The organism is Streptococcus oralis (assembly GCF_023110435.1).
GTDB lineage: Bacteria > Bacillota > Bacilli > Lactobacillales > Streptococcaceae > Streptococcus > Streptococcus oralis_CF.
In genome coordinates this window covers 72,724-91,862 of sequence record NZ_JALDWB010000005.1, presented here as the reverse complement: position 1 = coordinate 91,862, position 19,139 = coordinate 72,724, and the positions used below count along the sequence as shown (strand labels likewise).

Annotated in this window: 19 protein-coding genes; 17 read left to right on the top strand and 2 right to left on the bottom strand. The window is 39.5% G+C overall.

The window, feature by feature from the left end:
• Positions 1-36: 36 nt before the first annotated feature.
• The 17 genes from M1F97_RS07360 to M1F97_RS07280 all read left to right on the top strand — a co-directional run bounded on the left by M1F97_RS07360 (position 37) and on the right by M1F97_RS07280 (position 16,655).
• A complete protein-coding gene (locus M1F97_RS07360) occupies positions 37-243 on the top strand; it encodes a hypothetical protein (RefSeq protein WP_247944693.1) in 207 nt (68 codons plus the stop codon).
• Positions 240-434, top strand: a complete 195-nt coding sequence (locus M1F97_RS07355) for a hypothetical protein (RefSeq protein WP_000709174.1) — start codon at positions 240-242, stop codon at positions 432-434. Before M1F97_RS07360 ends, M1F97_RS07355 begins: the two co-directional genes overlap by 4 nt.
• The gene (locus M1F97_RS07350) at positions 421-1,296 is read left to right on the top strand and encodes an ABC transporter ATP-binding protein (RefSeq protein WP_247944692.1); all 876 of its coding nucleotides are present in this window, start codon (positions 421-423) and stop codon (positions 1,294-1,296) included. The genes M1F97_RS07355 and M1F97_RS07350 overlap by 14 nt, the downstream gene beginning before the upstream one ends.
• A 12-nt stretch (positions 1,297-1,308) precedes the next feature.
• Positions 1,309-2,043, top strand: coding sequence for an ABC transporter permease (locus M1F97_RS07345; protein ID WP_247944691.1), 735 nt, complete (start codon positions 1,309-1,311; stop codon positions 2,041-2,043).
• A 4-nt stretch (positions 2,044-2,047) separates the two neighbouring features.
• A complete protein-coding gene (locus M1F97_RS07340; RefSeq protein WP_084975894.1) occupies positions 2,048-3,145 on the top strand; it encodes a sensor histidine kinase in 1,098 nt (365 codons plus the stop codon).
• Between the two features lies 1 nt (position 3,146).
• The gene (locus tag M1F97_RS07335; protein WP_084975893.1) at positions 3,147-3,746 is read left to right on the top strand and encodes a response regulator transcription factor; all 600 of its coding nucleotides are present in this window, start codon (positions 3,147-3,149) and stop codon (positions 3,744-3,746) included.
• Between the two features lie 225 nt (positions 3,747-3,971).
• Positions 3,972-4,616 carry an ImmA/IrrE family metallo-endopeptidase gene (locus M1F97_RS07330; RefSeq protein ID WP_247944690.1) on the top strand — a complete coding sequence of 215 codons (645 nt, stop codon included), beginning with the start codon at positions 3,972-3,974 and terminating at the stop codon, positions 4,614-4,616.
• 12 nt (positions 4,617-4,628) lie between these two features.
• On the top strand, positions 4,629-6,803 hold the full coding sequence (locus M1F97_RS07325) for an FRG domain-containing protein (protein WP_247944689.1): 2,175 nt from the start codon (positions 4,629-4,631) through the stop codon (positions 6,801-6,803).
• Positions 6,804-7,256: 453 nt separating this feature from the next.
• A complete protein-coding gene (rpsL, locus tag M1F97_RS07320) occupies positions 7,257-7,670 on the top strand; it encodes a 30S ribosomal protein S12 (RefSeq protein WP_001142332.1) in 414 nt (137 codons plus the stop codon).
• 19 nt (positions 7,671-7,689) lie between these two features.
• Positions 7,690-8,160, top strand: coding sequence for a 30S ribosomal protein S7 (rpsG, locus tag M1F97_RS07315; protein ID WP_000087873.1), 471 nt, complete (start codon positions 7,690-7,692; stop codon positions 8,158-8,160).
• Positions 8,161-8,407: 247 nt separating this feature from the next.
• Positions 8,408-10,489, top strand: a complete 2,082-nt coding sequence (fusA, locus tag M1F97_RS07310; RefSeq protein WP_247944688.1) for an elongation factor G — start codon at positions 8,408-8,410, stop codon at positions 10,487-10,489.
• Positions 10,490-10,753: 264 nt separating this feature from the next.
• A complete protein-coding gene (locus M1F97_RS07305) occupies positions 10,754-12,454 on the top strand; it encodes an acetolactate synthase large subunit (RefSeq protein WP_247944687.1) in 1,701 nt (566 codons plus the stop codon).
• Positions 12,447-12,923, top strand: a complete 477-nt coding sequence (gene ilvN / locus M1F97_RS07300; RefSeq protein WP_001253806.1) for an acetolactate synthase small subunit — start codon at positions 12,447-12,449, stop codon at positions 12,921-12,923. The genes M1F97_RS07305 and ilvN overlap by 8 nt, the downstream gene beginning before the upstream one ends.
• Positions 12,924-13,013: 90 nt before the next feature.
• Positions 13,014-14,036 (top strand): ketol-acid reductoisomerase, encoded by a 1,023-nt coding sequence (ilvC, locus tag M1F97_RS07295; RefSeq protein ID WP_000290683.1) that lies wholly within the window; start codon positions 13,014-13,016, stop codon positions 14,034-14,036.
• A gap of 78 nt (positions 14,037-14,114) precedes the next feature.
• Positions 14,115-15,365, top strand: coding sequence for a threonine ammonia-lyase IlvA (ilvA, locus tag M1F97_RS07290; RefSeq protein ID WP_247944686.1), 1,251 nt, complete (start codon positions 14,115-14,117; stop codon positions 15,363-15,365).
• A gap of 77 nt (positions 15,366-15,442) precedes the next feature.
• On the top strand, positions 15,443-16,339 hold the full coding sequence (locus M1F97_RS07285; protein ID WP_000242873.1) for an SPFH domain-containing protein: 897 nt from the start codon (positions 15,443-15,445) through the stop codon (positions 16,337-16,339).
• Between the two features lie 100 nt (positions 16,340-16,439).
• Positions 16,440-16,655, top strand: coding sequence for a hypothetical protein (locus M1F97_RS07280; RefSeq protein WP_001130035.1), 216 nt, complete (start codon positions 16,440-16,442; stop codon positions 16,653-16,655).
• A gap of 94 nt (positions 16,656-16,749) precedes the next feature.
• Here M1F97_RS07280 and M1F97_RS07275 read toward each other — a convergent pair whose 3' ends face one another.
• Positions 16,750-17,490: an amino acid ABC transporter ATP-binding protein gene (locus M1F97_RS07275; protein WP_247944685.1), complete on the bottom strand. Its 741-nt coding sequence runs from the start codon at positions 17,488-17,490 to the stop codon at positions 16,750-16,752.
• Positions 17,490-19,052, bottom strand: coding sequence for an ABC transporter substrate-binding protein/permease (locus tag M1F97_RS07270; RefSeq protein WP_247944684.1), 1,563 nt, complete (start codon positions 19,050-19,052; stop codon positions 17,490-17,492). Before M1F97_RS07270 ends, M1F97_RS07275 begins: the two co-directional genes overlap by 1 nt.
• Positions 19,053-19,139 lie beyond the last annotated feature (87 nt).

Genomic DNA, 19,139 nt, shown 5'->3' with positions numbered 1-19,139 from the left:
TCCGCCAACTTCAAAAGGCTATAATTGAAGTAGAAAATGGAGGAAGAAGAGATGAAAAATAAAATGATTGTCGCAGTGAGTTTAGTAGCAGCAGGAGTTATGACCTATCTCATGTTTTCAGGATTGGACGAGGGTTTCTACCGTTTTCCTTGGGAGCTCTTTGCTGGCTTTGGGATGATGTCTTGGCTTGTCAGAGAAGGTTTGAAATTGGTCTCAGATGTGAAAAAGGAGTTTGAGGAATGAAAAAAGCAATCATCTATCTCTTTATCGGCCTGTCACTCTTGGTATGGTTAGTGGAAATGTTTACTGGTTGGTTTGACCAAACCTTGCTTCGCCAATTTATTCGTGGTGCTTGGGGTTTTGGATTTATGATTTTTGTCGTTTTCCCTATGGGAATGAAGTGGTTGAAAGGAGAATCTCATGACTGTGATTAAAGTTGAAAAATTGAGCAAGAAAATAAAAGACAAGGAGATCTTGCGGAACATTGCCTTTGAAATCAACGATGGTGAATGTGTCGCCTTGATTGGGCCTAACGGAGCGGGAAAAACAACCTTGCTTGATTGCCTCTTGGGCGACAAGTTCATGAGCTCAGGTCAGGTCGCCATTCAAGGCTTTGCACCAACAGATCCTCGATTAAAGCAGCTTATTTCTGTCTTGCCCCAAGAAAATGCAGTTGTTCAAAGCTTGAAAGTGAAAGAACTTCTATCATTTTTCAAGTCACTTTATCCCTACAGTCTCTCAGACAAAGAAATTGATGACTTGTTAAGATTCTCAGACAAGCAGAAAAATCAGCTAGCGGGCAAGTTGTCTGGTGGGCAAAAACGTTTGTTCTCTTTTGTGTTGGCTTTAATAGGTCGTCCGAAAATTCTATTTTTAGACGAACCAACTGCTGCTATGGATACCTCGACACGTCAGCATTTTTGGGAAATTGTCAATCGGTTGAAGAAAAATGGTGTGACCATTGTCTATTCTTCTCACTATATTGAAGAGGTGGAGCATACGGCCGACCGCATTTTGGTACTCCACAAGGGTGAATTGATTCGCGATACGACGCCTTATGCTATGCGTGGTGAAGAACAAGAAAAACACTTTACCGTGCCTCTAACCTATCAGGATTTTGTCAATACCTTGACTATAGTTCAAGAGCTTGAAATCAAGCAAAATGCCCTTTCCTTCACAACCAAAGAAGCCAGTCAGGTATGGAAAGCCTTGCAAGAACAGGGCTGCACGATCGAAGAAATTGAAGTTCGCAATCGAACTCTCTTAGATAGTATCTTCGAAACGACTCAAGACTAAAGGAGATTGACGATGAAAAATATGACAAGTCTCATGAAAGTGGAAATTATTCTGATGAAACGGCAAGCCGTCTACTACTTGCTATCCATCGGACTTCCAAGTATGTTTTACCTTATATTCTCTGGTATGATGTCAGGGTCAGATATTCCAGAAATCGTTCTTCAAGCCTATCTTTTTGCCATGACGCTCTTTAGTATCATGTCGAGTGCTTTTTTCAGCATTCCTAGCACACTCGAATCTGATAAGACAAACAACTGGCAAAAATTGATTCAACATTCTCCAGTATCTATGGTAGAATATTATGTATCAAAACTGTTCAGTACTCTGCTAACTTTCTTGTTATCAATTATAGTTGTCTTTTCAGTTGGTCATTTTGTCCGTGGAGTTACGCTACCTTGGCTTGACTGGTTAGTAATAGGTGCTATTTTGCTGGTCGGAAGCGTGGTCTTTATCAGCATGGGTGTCTTGGTGAGCTTGCTTCCCAGTGCTCAACTGATGACGGTTATTGGAAATATTGCCTATATTGCTTTGGCTGTCCTAGGTGGACTATGGTTCCCCTTAAGTTCCTTTCCAGAATGGCTCCAATCCATTGGAAAACTGACCCCAACCTACCAGCTTATGCAGGTCGTCTCTACTTATATGGAGCACCACGAGTTTAACGTTCTTGCTGCCTTGATTGTACTAGGCTATACAGTTTTCTTTGGTGTCTTGGTAATCCAGCTGAAAAAACGGATCGAGGTAAAATAAATCTATGTTGGAAAAATTAAAAAACACTCATTATATGTTTCATATTTCAACAGTGTTTATCATCTTTCCTATAGCGGGTGTCATCAGTGGAGAGTACCCGCCTTTGACCTTGTTCTGGACATTATTATTTGTCCTAGCCTTCTATTCGATTTTATTAAGTCAAAACCGCACCGTGCAGTGGCTAGCCTGGTGGGTCATGATTGCCTACATTTTTTATACATCGGTTTGGCTGAATTCGGGTTTCACATGGTTTATCTTTTATTTATCTAACCTCCTCATTTATGAGCTGGATGAGATTTCTTTTCACTCTTGGCGCTTTGTCAGTTTTGCTGTCCTACAGCCATTGATTCTGACCGGAATCTATATGGTCAATCATGTTAGTCCTTGGCAATTGCTCTTTTTCTTGGTGACCTTTGTCTTTTCTGATGCCTTTACCTTTGGTCTCTATCGAATTCGAGTGTCGGAGGAAATAAAAGAAGAAAAGAGAAAGCAAAATGCTAAGCTCAATCTTTTCTTGGCTGAAAATGAACGCAGTCGTATCGGGCAGGACCTCCATGACAGCCTAGGCCATACCTTTGCTATGCTGAGTGTGAAGACGGACCTTGCCCTCCAGCTACTTCAAATGCAAGCCTATCCTCAAGTGGAAAAAGAATTAAAAGAAATTCATCAGATCAGTAAAGAATCCATGAATGAAGTTCGTACCATCATTGAAAATCTTAAAACCAGAACCCTTGCCTCCGAATTTACGACTGTTAAAAAAATGCTGGAAATTGCAGGAATTGAAACAGAAATCAATCACCAACTAGATACAGCTAGCCTAACTCAGGAATTAGAATCAACGGCTTCCATGATTTTGCTTGAATTGGTGACCAATATCATCAAACATGCCAAAGCATCGAAAGCTTACTTAAAATTAGAACGAACAGAGAAAGAACTCATTCTAACAGTGAGAGATGATGGCTGTGGCTTTGCTTCTCTAAAAGGAGATGAGCTCCATACTGTCCGAGATCGTGTCCTTCCATTTTCTGGAGAAGTAAAGGTGATCAGTCAGAAGTGTCCAACAGAAGTGCAAGTACGACTACCTTATAAGGAGAGAAACTAAGATGAAACTACTTGTTGCAGAAGATCAAAGTATGTTGCGAGATGCTATGTGCCAGTTGCTTACCTTCCAACCAGATGTAGATTCTGTCCTACAAGCTAAGGATGGCCAAGAAGCAATCCAACTCCTAGAAAAAGAGACTGTAGATATTGCCATCCTTGATGTAGAAATGCCTGTTAAGACAGGTCTTGAAGTTTTGGAGTGGATACGAGCGGAAAAGCTAGAAACAAAGGTGGTTGTGGTGACAACCTTCAAGCGCCCTGGTTATTTTGAACGTGCGGTCAAGGCTGGAGTGGATGCTTATGTCTTGAAAGAAAGAAGCATTGCAGACCTCATGCAAACCTTGCACACTGTCCTCGAAGGGCGCAAGGAGTATTCGCCTGAATTGATGGAAGTGGTGATGACGCATCCCAATCCATTGACAGAACAAGATATTGCTGTTTTAAAGGGAATCGCTCAGGGCTTGTCTAACCAAGAAATCGCAGATCAGCTCTATCTATCAAATGGAACCGTCCGAAACTATGTCACCAATATTCTTTCGAAACTAGATGCTGGTAATCGAACAGAGGCAGCCAATATTGCAAAAGAATCTGGTTGGCTTTGATAAGAATGCTAAAAAACATCTCAAACGAATGTTTAATTGAAGGAAATCCATATCTGAATTTAGGAAGTCAATGGGCTTCCTTTTTTGACTCTTTATCAACTGTAGTGGGTTGATTATAACAAAATCCTTGAAACTGTTATCAGAAAACACTTACATAGCGTTAAATAACCCATTTTATGTTAGAATCATATTTAAAAATATCTAAAAAAGAAAGAAGAGGGATATATGCTAATAAATACCCCTAAAATTAAAGGTTTACAAAAAAATGATAACTTGTCATACAAAAGTTTGCTAGAGTCAGAAGACCTATATAAGGAGGAAATTTTCAATGAAAAAACAAGTACCAGAATTGAAGAATATAGAAAAGCAATAGAAGATATTATAGATAAAAATAACGATAATCAAGAAGTCCAAAAAATTGATATCGTTTCTATTATCAAGGCGTATAAAAAATTTAATGGTCCTAGTTTTTTTAAGTCCAGCGGGATGACGGTAGATGCTTTTTACGATAGTAAAAGAAAAAACGTATACATTAATAAGTATTTATCAAATGAAGATAGACATTATGCATGTGCTCATGAGCTGGCTCATTATTTATTTGAAGATTCAAGTGCTTATTTGGATCGTAATAAATCATTTTCACGCCCTTCTTATGAAGCCAAAGCTAATCAATTTGCCTATGAAACACTTCTACCAAAAAAACTATTAGAAAATATAATTATTGAATACAAAAATGAAAAATGCGATAGCGACTTAAATAAAATGTTTAATAAAGATGTCAATGAGTTAATTAAATATATTTCTGATAAAACAGATGTTTCGGAATTTGCAGTGTATAAGCGATTAAAATTTTTAGATTATATCTATTGAGGAGAGTTAGAAATGTCTGATAAAGTTAATGATACTATTGAGAATCAAAAAGTTATCAAAATTCTTTATAAATCTATGTACGATTTGTTTAATGATAGTAATAATGATACTATTGAGAATCAAAAAGCTATCAAAATTTTTAATAAATCTATGTACGATTTGTTTAATCATAGTGATAATAATACTATTGAGAATCAAAAAGCTATCAAAATTTTTTATAAATCTATGTACGATTTGTTTAATGATAGTGATAATGATAATAAGTTAATTGATAAAATAATTTTTAACGATATCAAACTTACAATATCTTGTGAAGTAAGAAAAGATGAGGTAAGCAGAATTCCTGAAACTGAGGAGAAGACAAGTGAAAATAGTTCTATATATTATCCAAACCCTACCCAAGCTTCTAACTCATTTGAAAAAAGTCGTTTTATAGTAAAAGAAATTGACTACAATGACCAACAAAATTTAAAAGGGCACATAGAATTCCTCAGTAAAAATTTACAACAGTCTTTTTTTAATATATTTAAAAATAAGCATCAAGACGCTTTTGCTGCATGGGTATATCAACACATTGCAAATCACGAAGAAAAAAAGAATCGTTCACGAAAAAAAATTATACAAAAAATAAAAAGAATAATACGAAAGTCAGAAAGCTTTGGAGAGCTATATTTGAAAGTAAGGGAAGATAATATAGGCGTCAATGAAGGCTTAATCTATGATTTTGAGTACTTTTCTAATAGGATGCTCTCATATATTTTGTCTAGTTCAAGCCGTGAACAAGTTAAACTACTGGAAGAGAGAAAACTTCGAATTCCACTTGATGACTTTAAAGATTATGATTTGTTATTGAAAGAAAACATCAGTAATTTAGAAATAAATAATTTTCTTACGGGTATTTATAAAAATATTAAAAATAATAAGGGCTCAGAGAGAGATTGTAATAAATCTGAAATAGGAGGAGATGATGATGAAACAAGTGCAACTACGAAAGATTGCAGTTCTAAACAACAAAATAGGAAGTCAGAGAATGTAGAAAATTACAAAGAAAAAGTTGCAATATTAAATGTAGTAGGGGAAGTATACAAACTTAATAATAAAATAAAATGTGATTACTATCATAGAGAAGGCTATGGTACTATAAAAAGTGGGTGGACTATCTTTTATACGTTAAAAGAATTAATTTCTATTTTTGATGGAAGAAGAACTAAGACAGAAAATATAGTACTTAATAATTCTAGTAGTGATCTTATGGTTAGTAGATTTAAATATAATTATTTTAGAGGTTATTCTAATAACAAGCACGATGCTATTCCAGCTGTTTTTAGAAACAGAACTTATCATGGTGAAAAGAATAGCGCCCAATTTTATAGCAAATTTGAAGGATTATATCAAAAAATAGCGAGAGAATATCCTGAAGAACTAGAATATGATAGTAGCATTGGCTCAAGTAAGCGGAATGATGCTTTTTCACGTCTCCAGCATTATGAATTTGGGACATGTCTTCTTGATATGTCTAAAAATCCTTACACAGCTTTGCTGTTTATGATTGATGGCGAGGATTTCCATACTCCCAAATTTGAATTATTTGAGATTGAAGAAGAGAAACATAGGGATAACAATATAGTTTATCTCCCTGAGAAGGTCCAAAAAAATAAACGTCTGATTGCGCAAAATGGAGCATTTCTACATTATGAAAAGCTATATAATTTATTAGGGAAAAAAGATAGAGATAAGATAGTGAAAAAAGAATATAACCCTGACACTATTAAATATGTAAAAAAGAAACTAAAGGAATTAGAGAAGAAAGTTGAAAGAATTAATCGTATTACAGTTGTTATAGAAGTATCAAAGAACTCAGACAGTGAATTTTTTAACGATAATATTGAAGACATAGTTAAAGCTGCTAATAACCTTAAATATGATAAAGAGCTCGATGTAAATGAGAATAAATATATAGGTAATCTTGAGAGACGTTTTGAACCCCTAAAGAATAAGGTTAACTTGGTAGATAAGACACTGCAAGGTACTGATCAATATACTTTGTTAAAAAAATATTTAAAAGCTAAGTTAGATGAGTATGGACATACCAAGAGAAGCCTATTTCCAGATTTTCAAAATTATGTCTCTTATGAAAATGGGCGATATAAACGCCCGGAGGAAAAGAAATCACCGTTTGAAAGGTAATGATTATTCTCTCTTTTGTTTTTTTCAGACAGTGAGGGCAAGTTCATTACCTAAATCCTGTTTAATTTGTTGTTTCTTTAGGGTAACGGTACAGAATTAGTTACTATTATGGTCAAGGAAGTTAGGAAGAAAGTTAATTTTTAGCAGATAGAACCAATAATCCTGGCTCGATAATTTCTGTAGTGGGTAAAACCACTGTAAGAATTATAGAGCCCGTTTTTTGCTTAGAAAAGCGGTCAGAACTAGTGTCGAAGACTTAAAAGATCAGAATAAAAACGAAAAAAATATTGACAAGGAAAGAAAAAATGTGTTACAATAATAGACGGTACTTTTTACTTTTGGTCTCTCAAAAGTGTACAGGGACGTGCTGACAAATGTTGCAAAAGTACACACAGATGGTAGCTGTCACCAAGTGTATCATCACCAAAAATAAAAAAACACAGGAGAATGTAGATGCCTACAATTAACCAATTGGTTCGCAAACCGCGTAAATCAAAAGTAGAAAAATCTAAATCACCAGCTTTGAACGTTGGTTACAACAGTCATAAAAAAGTTCAAACAAACGTTTCTTCACCACAAAAACGTGGTGTTGCAACTCGTGTTGGAACAATGACACCTAAAAAACCGAACTCTGCCCTTCGTAAATTCGCTCGTGTACGTTTGAGCAACCTTATCGAAGTTACTGCCTACATCCCAGGTATCGGACACAACTTGCAAGAGCACAGTGTGGTGCTTCTTCGCGGTGGACGTGTAAAAGACCTTCCAGGGGTACGTTACCATATCGTCCGTGGTGCACTTGATACTGCAGGTGTTAACGATCGTAAACAAGGCCGTTCTAAATACGGTACTAAACGTCCAAAAGCATAAGGAAAGGGGATAAAGAGAAATGAGTCGTAAAAATAGAGCTCCAAAACGTGATGTATTGCCAGATCCGCTTTACAATTCACAACTAGTTACTCGTCTTATCAACCGCGTTATGCTTGACGGTAAACGTGGTACAGCTGCTTCAATCGTTTACGGTGCTTTTGAGCAAATCAAAGAAGCTACTGGTAACGATGCACTTGAAGTATTTGAAACAGCTATGGAAAACATCATGCCTGTACTTGAAGTACGTGCACGTCGTGTTGGTGGATCTAACTACCAAGTCCCAGTTGAAGTTCGTCCAGAACGTCGTACAACACTTGGACTTCGTTGGTTGGTAACAATCGCTCGCCTTCGTGGTGAACACACAATGCAAGACCGTCTTGCAAAAGAAATCTTGGATGCTGCTAACAACACTGGTGCAGCTGTTAAGAAACGTGAAGACACTCACCGTATGGCTGAAGCTAACCGTGCCTTCGCACACTTCCGTTGGTAAGAATAAGATACTAAGGGCGTTAAAAAAGCGACTGAAAATTAGGAAGCTTGACGAAGAATCGAAGATTCTAGGAGAGCTTATCTATTTTCCGAGCTTTTAGCCTAAGTTCAATTCAACTTACCATCTCGTAAGTTGAAACCAACAATAGCATGAAAACATTGAGAACGGGTGGGTCCTGCCTATCCGTTTTTATTAAAATCGTGTTATAATAGAATAGAAATTAAAATAAATAGGAGAAACAAACCTCATGGCACGCGAATTTTCACTTGAAAAAACTCGTAATATCGGTATCATGGCTCACGTCGATGCCGGTAAAACAACAACTACTGAGCGTATTCTTTACTACACTGGTAAAATCCACAAAATCGGTGAAACTCACGAAGGTGCGTCACAAATGGACTGGATGGAGCAAGAGCAAGAACGTGGTATCACTATCACATCTGCTGCGACAACAGCTCAATGGAACAACCACCGCGTAAACATCATCGACACACCAGGACACGTGGACTTCACAATTGAAGTACAACGTTCTCTTCGTGTATTGGATGGTGCGGTTACTGTTCTTGACTCACAATCAGGTGTTGAGCCTCAAACTGAAACAGTTTGGCGTCAAGCAACTGAGTACGGAGTTCCACGTATCGTATTTGCCAACAAAATGGACAAAATCGGTGCTGACTTCCTTTACTCAGTAAGCACACTTCACGACCGTCTTCAAGCAAACGCACACCCAATCCAATTGCCAATCGGTGCTGAAGATGACTTCCGCGGTATCATCGACTTGATCAAGATGAAAGCTGAAATCTATACTAACGACCTTGGTACAGATATCCTTGAAGAAGATATTCCAGCTGAATACCTTGACCAAGCTCAAGAATACCGTGAAAAATTGATCGAAGCAGTTGCTGAAACTGACGAAGAATTGATGATGAAATACCTCGAAGGTGAAGAAATCACTAACGAAGAATTGAAAGCTGGTATCCGTAAAGCGACTATCAACGTTGAATTCTTCCCAGTATTGTGTGGTTCAGCCTTCAAGAACAAGGGTGTTCAATTGATGCTTGATGCGGTTATCGACTACCTTCCAAGCCCACTTGATATCCCAGCAATCAAAGGTATCAACCCAGATACAGACGAAGAAGAAACTCGTCCAGCATCTGACGAAGAGCCATTTGCAGCTCTTGCCTTCAAGATCATGACTGACCCATTCGTAGGTCGTTTGACATTCTTCCGTGTTTACTCAGGTGTTCTTCAATCAGGTTCATACGTATTGAACACTTCTAAAGGTAAACGTGAACGTATCGGACGTATCCTTCAAATGCACGCTAACAGCCGTCAAGAAATTGACACTGTTTACTCAGGCGATATCGCTGCTGCCGTTGGTTTGAAAGATACTACAACTGGTGACTCATTGACAGATGAAAAAGCTAAAATCATCCTTGAGTCAATCAACGTTCCAGAACCAGTTATCCAATTGATGGTTGAGCCAAAATCTAAAGCAGACCAAGACAAGATGGGTATTGCCCTTCAAAAATTGGCTGAAGAAGATCCAACATTCCGCGTTGAAACAAACGTTGAAACTGGTGAAACAGTTATCTCTGGTATGGGTGAACTTCACCTTGACGTCCTTGTTGACCGTATGCGTCGTGAGTTCAAAGTTGAAGCGAACGTAGGTGCTCCTCAAGTATCTTACCGTGAAACATTCCGCGCTTCTACTCAAGCACGTGGATTCTTCAAACGTCAGTCTGGTGGTAAAGGTCAATTCGGTGATGTATGGATTGAATTTACTCCAAACGAAGAAGGAAGAGGATTCGAATTCGAAAACGCAATCGTCGGTGGTGTGGTTCCTCGTGAATTCATCCCAGCGGTTGAAAAAGGTTTGGTAGAATCTATGGCTAACGGTGTTCTTGCAGGTTACCCAATGGTTGACGTTAAAGCTAAGCTTTACGATGGTTCATACCACGATGTCGACTCATCTGAAACTGCCTTCAAGATCGCGGCTTCACTTGCTCTTAAAGAAGCTGCTAAGACTGCACAACCAGCTATCCTTGAGCCGATGATGCTTGTAACCATCACTGTTCCTGAAGAAAACCTTGGTGATGTTATGGGTCACGTAACTGCTCGTCGTGGACGTGTTGATGGTATGGAAGCACACGGTAACAGCCAAATCGTTCGTGCTTACGTTCCACTTGCTGAAATGTTCGGTTACGCAACTGTTCTTCGTTCTGCATCTCAAGGACGTGGTACATTCATGATGGTATTTGACCACTACGAAGATGTACCTAAGTCAGTACAAGAAGAAATCATTAAGAAAAACAAAGGTGAAGAATAATCCATCTTCGCTATAGAAAGAAGTCACTATGGTGGCTTCTTTTTTATGTTCTATATCAAAGAAGATTAGAAAAATATACTCTGAATTAAATTTGGAAGTAATAAGATCGTTCAATTCCCCATTCATATTTATAAAAATAGGAAAAACATTCATAAAAACACGCTTAGATAGAAAATTCAGAAAATTGCTTCTTTTGTCTTGAAAATTTTTGAAAAAATGGTATGATAGTAACAAGCTATTTTTAAGAGAAGAGAAAGGGGAACAATGGAGAAAATCAGTTTAGACGCTCCTAAGACGGGGTCGGACCTAGTTTTGGAAACACTCCGTGATTTAGGAATTGATACCATATTTGGTTATCCTGGTGGGGCTGTCTTGCCTTTATATGATGCGATTTATAATTTCAAAGGCATTCGTCACATTTTAGGTCGTCATGAGCAAGGCTGTTTGCACGAAGCTGAAGGTTATGCCAAATCAACTGGAAAGTTGGGTGTCGCCGTCGTCACAAGTGGACCAGGAGCAACAAATGCCATTACAGGGATCGCGGATGCCATGAGTGATAGTGTTCCTCTTTTGGTCTTTACGGGACAAGTCGCTCGAGCAGGAATTGGGAAGGATGCCTTTCAGGAGGCGGATATTGTCGGTATTACCATGCCCATTACCAAGTACAATTACCAAGTCCGTGAAACGGCTGACATTCCCCGTATCATTACGGAAGCCGTGCATATCGCAACGACTGGTCGTCCAGGTCCAGTTGTGATTGACTTGCCTAAGGATGTATCTGCCTTAGAGACAGACTTCATCTATTCACCAGAAGTACATTTACCGAGTTATCAACCGACGATAGAACCAAACGACATGCAAATCAAGAAAATCTTGAAACAATTGTCTAAGGCTAAGAAACCTGTTTTGTTGGCAGGTGGTGGGATCAGCTATGCAGAAGCTTCAAAAGAATTGAATGAATTTGCTGAGCGCTATCAAATTCCAGTCGTGACTAGTCTTCTGGGACAGGGTACGATTGCGACAAGTCATCCACTTTTCCTTGGTATGGGAGGTATGCACGGGTCATTTGCAGCTAACATTGCCATGACCGAAGCGGACTTTATGATTAGTATTGGTTGCCGTTTCGATGACCGCCTGACTGGCAATCCTAAGACCTTTGCTAAGAATGCCAAGGTTGCTCATATCGATATTGATCCAGCAGAGATTGGTAAGATTATCAGTGCAGATATTCCAGTGGTTGGGGACGCAAAGAAAGCCTTGCAGATGCTTCTGGCAGAACCAACTGTTCATAACAATACTGAAAAGTGGATTGAAAAAGTCACCAAGGACAAGAACCGCGTTCGTTCTTATGATAAGAAAGAACGTGTGGTTCAACCGCAGGCAGTCATTGAACGCATCGGTGAGTTGACGAATGGGGATGCTATTGTCGTTACTGATGTAGGGCAGCATCAAATGTGGACAGCCCAATATTATCCATATCAGAATGAACGTCAATTAGTCACATCTGGTGGTTTGGGTACCATGGGATTTGGAGTTCCTGCAGCTATCGGAGCTAAGATTGCCAATCCAGAAAAAGAAGTAGTTCTTTTTGTCGGTGATGGTGGCTTCCAAATGACCAACCAAGAACTAGCCATCCTAAATATCTACAAGGTGCCCATTAAGGTCGTGATGCTAAATAACCACTCCCTAGGAATGGTTCGTCAGTGGCAGGAATCCTTCTATGAGGGTAGAACTTCCGAGTCAGTCTTTGATACACTTCCTGATTTCCAGTTGATGGCACAGGCTTACGGCATCAAAAACTATAAATTTGATAATCCGGAGACGCTAGAGAAGGATCTAGAAGTCATTCTGGAGGATGTGCCCATGTTTATCGAGGTGGATATTTCTCGTAAGGAACAGGTTTTACCGATGGTACCAGCTGGTAAGAGCAATCATGAGATGTTGGGGGTGAAGTTCCATGCGTAGAATGTTAACAGCAAAACTACAAAATCGTTCAGGAGTCCTCAATCGTTTTACAGGTGTCCTTTCACGTCGCCAAGTCAATATTGAGAGTATCTCAGTTGGTGCGACAGAGAATCCTGATGTATCACGGATTACCATCATTATCGATGTAGCTTCACACGATGAAGTAGAGCAAATCATTAAACAGCTGAATCGTCAGATTGATGTGATTCGCATTCGAGATATCACAGATAAACCACACTTGGAAAGAGAAGTTATCTTGGTAAAAGTATCTGCTCCTGCTGAAAAGCGTGCAGAAATCTTGGCCATTATCCAACCTTTCCGTGCAACGGTAGTAGATGTGGCTCCAAGCTCCATCACTATTCAGATGACTGGAAATGCTGAAAAGAGTGAAGCTTTATTGCGAGTGATTCGACCATATGGTATCAAAAATATCGCTCGTACGGGTGCAACTGGATTTACCCGCGACTAATACTCTTTGATTTTTATTGAGTATAAAATCCAGCATAAATTTGTTAAACCAGCCTAAAAGGCAATAAATAATAGAAAAGAGAGAAAAACTATGGCAGTTCAAATGGAATACGAAAAAGATGTTAAAGTAGCAGCGCTTGACGGTAAAAAAATCGCCGTAATCGGTTATGGTTCACAAGGACATGCGCATGCGCAAAACTTGCGTGACTCAGGTCGTGATGTCATCATTGGTGTGCGTCCAGGTAAATCTTTTGACAAAGCAAAAGAAGATGGATTTGACACTTACACAGTAGCAGAAGCAACTAAATTGGCTGACGTTATCATGATCTTGGCACCAGATGAAATCCAACAAGAATTGTACGAAGCAGAAATCGCTCCAAACTTGGAAGCAGGAAATGCAGTTGGATTTGCCCATGGTTTCAACATCCACTTTGAATTTATCAAAGTTCCTGCAGATGTAGATGTCTTCATGTGTGCTCCTAAAGGACCAGGACACTTGGTACGTCGTACTTACGAAGAAGGTTTTGGTGTTCCAGCTCTTTATGCAGTATACCAAGACGCTACAGGAAATGCGAAAAATATTGCTATGGACTGGTGTAAAGGTGTTGGAGCAGCTCGTGTTGGTTTGCTTGAAACAACTTACAAAGAAGAAACTGAAGAAGATTTGTTTGGTGAACAAGCTGTACTTTGTGGTGGTTTGACTGCCCTTATCGAAGCAGGTTTTGAAGTCTTGACAGAAGCAGGCTATGCCCCAGAATTGGCTTACTTTGAAGTTCTTCATGAAATGAAATTGATCGTTGACTTGATCTATGAAGGTGGATTCAAGAAAATGCGTCAATCTATTTCAAACACTGCTGAATACGGTGACTATGTATCAGGTCCACGTGTGATTACTGAGCAAGTTAAAGAAAACATGAAAGCTGTCTTGGCAGACATCCAAAATGGTAAATTTGCAAATGACTTTGTAAATGACTACAAGGCTGGTCGTCCAAAACTTACTGCTTACCGTGAACAAGCAGCTAATCTTGAAATTGAAAAAGTTGGTGCAGAACTACGTAAAGCAATGCCATTCGTTGGCAAAAACGATGACGATGCTTTCAAAATCTATAACTAATTCTTAGAATAAAAACAGAAGGCGAGTTGGGGGGTACCTAACTCGCTTTTTACCTTGTAAAGTATTTGAGGAGGAGACATGCTAAGTGCAAAAGATGTGGTGAAAGCCCACAAAGTTTTAAGTGGTGTAGTAGTGAATACACCACTGGAATATGATCATTATTTATCAGAAAAATACCAAGCAAAAATTTATCTCAAAAAGGAGAATGCGCAACGAGTCCGTTCTTTTAAAATTCGTGGAGCTTATTATGCCATTTCACAGTTGACAAAAGAAGAACGTGAGCGTGGTGTGGTCTGTGCATCGGCGGGGAATCACGCTCAAGGAGTCGCTTACACTTGTAAGGAGATGAAGATTCCTGCGACAATTTTTATGCCTATCACAACGCCCCAACAAAAAATTGGTCAAGTTCGTTTCTTTGGTGGTGACTATGTGACGATCAAATTGGTCGGAGATACTTTTGACGCTTCGGCAAAGGCGGCCCAAGAATTCACCGTTTCAGAAAATAGAACCTTTATTGATCCTTTTGATGATGCCCATGTTCAGGCAGGACAAGGGACTGTAGCCTATGAAATTCTTGAAGAAGCTCGTAAAGAGTCTATTGATTTTGATACAGTACTAGTGCCGGTAGGTGGTGGCGGACTGATTGCGGGAGTTTCGACCTATATCAAAGAAACCAATCCCGCTATCGAAGTCATTGGTGTTGAAGCCAATGGTGCCCGTTCGATGAAGGCTGCTTTTGAGGCTGGAGGACCAGTTAAACTCAAAGAAATTGACAAATTTGCTGATGGAATAGCTGTGCAGAAAGTTGGGCAGTTGACCTATGAAGCAACTCGTAAGAATGTTGAAACTCTTATTGGAGTGGATGAAGGCTTGATCTCTGAGACCTTGATTGATCTTTATTCTAAGCAAGGAATTGTCGCTGAACCTGCTGGAGCGGCCAGCATTGCAGCCTTGGAAGTCCTATCAGACTATATCAAAGGCAAGACAATTTGCTGTATCATTTCTGGGGGAAATAACGATATTAACCGTATGCCAGAGATGGAAGAACGTGCCTTGATTTACGATGGCATCAAGCATTACTTTGTAGTCAATTTCCCACAACGTCCAGGAGCTCTACGAGAGTTTGTAAATGACATTTTGGGGCCAAATGATGACATCACTCGTTTTGAATATATCAAACGAGCAAGCAAGGGGACAGGGCCTGTCTTGATTGGGATTGCTCTTGCTGATAAGCATGATTATGCTGGCTTGATTCATCGGATGGAAAAGTTTGACCCATCTTATATCAATCTGAACGGAAATGAGACTTTGTATAATATGCTAGTCTAAAATAAATTTGCTATCATATTATTTGCCAATTTCCTATAATGATGCTATAATGATGGTGACGAAAGGGGGAGATTCCCATGGTTTTACATGTTTTACTTGTTCTCTTTATTCTAGTGCTGATTGCAGCGGCGGTTATTATCAGCTCTGTATATGTTGTAAGGCAACAGTCTGTCGCTATTATCGAGCGTTTTGGTAAATACCAAAAGTTGAGTAATAGTGGTATTCATGTACGAGCACCTTTTGGAATTGATAGAATTGCGGCCAGAGTGCAGTTGCGCCTATTGCAAAGTGAGATCGTCGTGGAAACAAAAACACAAGATAATGTATTTGTGACCATGAATGTGGCGACTCAGTATCGAGTGAATGAAAACAATGTCACAGATGCTTACTATAAACTAATGAGACCAGAAGCTCAAATCAAATCCTATATTGAGGATGCCTTGCGTTCGTCCGTGCCGAAATTGACCTTGGATGAACTCTTTGAGAAAAAAGATGAAATCGCATTAGAAGTTCAAAAACAAGTAGCAGAAGAAATGTCTACATATGGTTACATCATTGTAAAAACACTGATTACGAAGGTTGAGCCTGACGCCGAAGTAAAACAATCAATGAATGAAATCAATGCTGCCCAACGTAAGAGAGTCGCTGCGCAAGAACTTGCAGAAGCAGATAAGATTAAGATTGTGACCGCAGCAGAAGCAGAGGCAGAAAAAGATCGCCTACATGGGGTAGGGATTGCAGAACAGCGTAAGGCTATTGTTGACGGACTTGCTGATTCTATTCAAGAATTAAAAGGAGCCAATGTTGAACTCACGGAAGCCCAGATTATGTCCATTCTATTAACAAATCAGTATTTGGATACTTTGAATAATTTCGCAGACAATAAGGGCAATAACACCATCTTCCTACCAGCAAATCCTGATGGAGTTGAAGATATACGAACAAGCATATTATCAGCTTTAAAAGCTAAGTAATAACAATTTATTATTTGTTTTCAATAAGTAGATGTTTTTTGGATAATCCTAAAAGAATGGATATATTTCAGTATCGTAAAGAACAAAATAGGAGAAGAACATGGCTAAATCAAACTTTGAAAAAGTAGAATCAGTTGTTGGCTGGGTTCGTGATAAGAAAATCACAGGTTACCGTATCTCTAAGGAAACAAATGCACGTGAAATGTCAATTATTGCTTTGGCACAAGGTCGTGCAAAAGTGAAAAATATTTCATTTGAAACAGCCCTAGGTTTGATTGATTTTTATGACAAGAATCATGAAAAATTTGAAGATTGAACTAGGTTTAAAGGCAGATTCTTAAAATGAATCTGCCTTTTGTTTTGCAAAGAGTTAGTAAAAAGACTACATAATTTTATGCAGTCTTTGTTTGTTATTTGAGATAGCGCTGAAGAAACTCTCTCGTTCTTTCTTCTTTAGGATTTGTGAAGAGGTCTTCCGGTTTGCCTTCTTCAGCAATGACGCCCTTATCCATAAAGATAACACGGTGAGAGACATCGCGGGCGAACTCCATTTCGTGGGTGACGACGATCATAGTCAGGCCTTCTTGAGCCAGGTCTTGCATGATTTTAAGGACTTCACCGACCATTTCTGGATCCAGAGCAGATGTTGGTTCGTCGAAAAGGATAGCGTCAGGATTCATGGAGAGGGCGCGTGCGATGGCCACACGTTGCTTCTGGCCACCAGAGAGTTGTTTTGGTTTGGCTTGCCAATAGCGTTCTCCCATGCCGACTTTTTCAAGATTTTCTTTAGCAATTTTTTCAGCTTCAGAGCGTTCTCTTTTGAGGACAGTTGTTTGAGCAACAATAGTGTTTTCGAGAACATCGAGGTTTTCAAAGAGGTTGAAGGATTGAAAAACCATACCGAGTTTTTCACGATAGTGAGTAAGGTTATAGCCTTTTGCAAGGACGTTTTCTCCTCGGTAGAGAATTTCCCCCTCAGTAGGTGTTTCAAGTAGGTTGATAGAACGTAGGAAGGTTGATTTTCCGCTTCCTGAGCTCCCGATGATGGAGATAACCTCTCCTTTGTGGACTGATAGAGAGATGTCTTTTAAGACTTCGTTTTGTCCATAGGATTTTTTGAGGTGTTTAATTTCAAGAATGGGTTGATTCATTATTTCAAGTCCTCCGTTTGCATTTGATTAGCACCTGTAGTGTAGGTATCCATGTCCATGCGTCTTTCGATGAAGCGTAGGATACGGGTCACTGTGAAGGTGAGGACAAAGTAAATCACGGCGATGATTGTAAATGTCTGGAAGTATTGATAAGTTTGAGTTGCCACGGTATTTCCAGAGAAGTAGAGCTCCACCACAGAGATAACATTCAATACAGAGGTATCTTTGATATTGATGACAAACTCATTACCAGTAGCAGGTAAGATATTGCGAACGACTTGAGGGAGGACAACCTTGCGCATGGTCTGATTATGGGTCATACCAAGAGCAGTTGCGGCTTCAAACTGTCCCTTATCAACTGCTAGGATACCTCCACGGACGATTTCTGTCATATAGGCACCAGTGTTGATTGAAACGATGAAGATGGCTGCAAGTGTACGATCTAGATTGATTCCAAAGGCTTGTGCTGTACCATAGTAGATAACCATAGATTGAACGATCATTGGTGTACCACGGAAAATTTCAATATAGACATTGAGGATCCAGCCAAGCAGTTTTTGCAAGCCATAGATGGCCTTGTTTTCAGATAGTGGAGCAGTACGGAAGACTCCGATTGCAAGCCCGATAATAAGCCCTGCGATGGTCCCGATAATGGAGATCAAGAGTGTGATACCAGCACCACGCAAGAGTTGTTGCCAGTTTTCAGAAAGAATTTTAGCGACTTGGCTAAAGAAGCTACTTTCTTCCTCCGTTGTTGTCGCCTCCACTGGTTGCTCTTTGATCATCCGATCCATGAGAGCTACTTGTTCGTCCTTAGAAATGGTTTCAATGCTGGCATTGATTTGGCTGATGCGACTATCGTCCTTGCGAAGACCAATTGCAATAGCGGTGTCTTCTTCTCCGGTTTCAAAGCCTTTGTCAAGCTGGACCATCTTGAATTTGGAGTTGGCAGATTCAGCGGTCAGGGCTTCAGGGCGTTCTGAAACATAGGCGTCGATGACACCTGCTTCAAGTGCTTGGCGCATCTGAGCAAAATCCCCCATGGCTGTTTCTTTCTTGGCACCAGGGATTTGGGAAATCAAGTCATAAAGGTAAACGCCTTGTTGAGACGTGATTTTTGCTCCGCTAAAGTCGTTTAAAGATTTGGCATTGGCATAGACAGAGTCCTTTTTGACCAATAGAACAGGTTCACTAGTATAGTAACTGCTTGAAAAGGCAATTTCTTGTTTGCGTTCAGCCGTTGGGCTCATACCTGCAATAATCATATCGATTTTGCCAGAAGTAAGAGCAGGAACAAGTCCTTCCCACTTGGTTTTAACGACTAAAGGTTCCTTACCTAAGTCTTTGGCAATCTTTTTAGCGATTTGGACATCGTAGCCATTGGCGTATTGGTTGGTACCGTCAATTTTGACGGCGCCGTTACTATCATCGTCTTGGGTCCAGTTGAAGGGGGCGTAAGCTGCCTCCATCCCGATGCGTAAATATTCGTCAGCTTGGACCTGGCTAACTAGTCCCAGTGTAAGGGCTAGGCTAGCAAGGATAGATAAGCATAATTTTTTCATGTTTTCTCCTATTTCTAGTCTAAAAATGACTTCTCTCTATTGTATCGAAAAATAGTGAGATTTTCAATACAAGTAAGCCTTTACTTA

Excerpts from the sequence above, each read along its gene's own strand:
- M1F97_RS07280 (WP_001130035.1), top strand. The coding sequence starts at position 16,440 with ATGGCTAAATCAAACTTTGAAAAAGTAGAATCAGTTGTTGGCTGGGTT.
- M1F97_RS07355 (WP_000709174.1), top strand. The coding sequence starts at position 240 with ATGAAAAAAGCAATCATCTATCTCTTTATCGGCCTGTCACTCTTGGTA.
- rpsL (WP_001142332.1), top strand. The coding sequence starts at position 7,257 with ATGCCTACAATTAACCAATTGGTTCGCAAACCGCGTAAATCAAAAGTA.
- M1F97_RS07305 (WP_247944687.1), top strand. The coding sequence starts at position 10,754 with ATGGAGAAAATCAGTTTAGACGCTCCTAAGACGGGGTCGGACCTAGTT.
- M1F97_RS07345 (WP_247944691.1), top strand. The coding sequence starts at position 1,309 with ATGAAAAATATGACAAGTCTCATGAAAGTGGAAATTATTCTGATGAAA.
- M1F97_RS07335 (WP_084975893.1), top strand. The coding sequence starts at position 3,147 with ATGAAACTACTTGTTGCAGAAGATCAAAGTATGTTGCGAGATGCTATG.
- ilvA (WP_247944686.1), top strand. The coding sequence starts at position 14,115 with ATGCTAAGTGCAAAAGATGTGGTGAAAGCCCACAAAGTTTTAAGTGGT.
- M1F97_RS07285 (WP_000242873.1), top strand. The coding sequence starts at position 15,443 with ATGGTTTTACATGTTTTACTTGTTCTCTTTATTCTAGTGCTGATTGCA.
- M1F97_RS07350 (WP_247944692.1), top strand. The coding sequence starts at position 421 with ATGACTGTGATTAAAGTTGAAAAATTGAGCAAGAAAATAAAAGACAAG.
- M1F97_RS07330 (WP_247944690.1), top strand. The coding sequence starts at position 3,972 with ATGCTAATAAATACCCCTAAAATTAAAGGTTTACAAAAAAATGATAAC.
- rpsG (WP_000087873.1), top strand. The coding sequence starts at position 7,690 with ATGAGTCGTAAAAATAGAGCTCCAAAACGTGATGTATTGCCAGATCCG.
- ilvN (WP_001253806.1), top strand. The coding sequence starts at position 12,447 with ATGCGTAGAATGTTAACAGCAAAACTACAAAATCGTTCAGGAGTCCTC.
- M1F97_RS07360 (WP_247944693.1), top strand. The coding sequence starts at position 37 with ATGGAGGAAGAAGAGATGAAAAATAAAATGATTGTCGCAGTGAGTTTA.
- fusA (WP_247944688.1), top strand. The coding sequence starts at position 8,408 with ATGGCACGCGAATTTTCACTTGAAAAAACTCGTAATATCGGTATCATG.
- M1F97_RS07275 (WP_247944685.1), bottom strand. The coding sequence starts at position 17,490 with ATGAATCAACCCATTCTTGAAATTAAACACCTCAAAAAATCCTATGGA.
- M1F97_RS07325 (WP_247944689.1), top strand. The coding sequence starts at position 4,629 with ATGTCTGATAAAGTTAATGATACTATTGAGAATCAAAAAGTTATCAAA.
- M1F97_RS07270 (WP_247944684.1), bottom strand. The coding sequence starts at position 19,052 with ATGAAAAAATTATGCTTATCTATCCTTGCTAGCCTAGCCCTTACACTG.
- M1F97_RS07340 (WP_084975894.1), top strand. The coding sequence starts at position 2,048 with ATGTTGGAAAAATTAAAAAACACTCATTATATGTTTCATATTTCAACA.
- ilvC (WP_000290683.1), top strand. The coding sequence starts at position 13,014 with ATGGCAGTTCAAATGGAATACGAAAAAGATGTTAAAGTAGCAGCGCTT.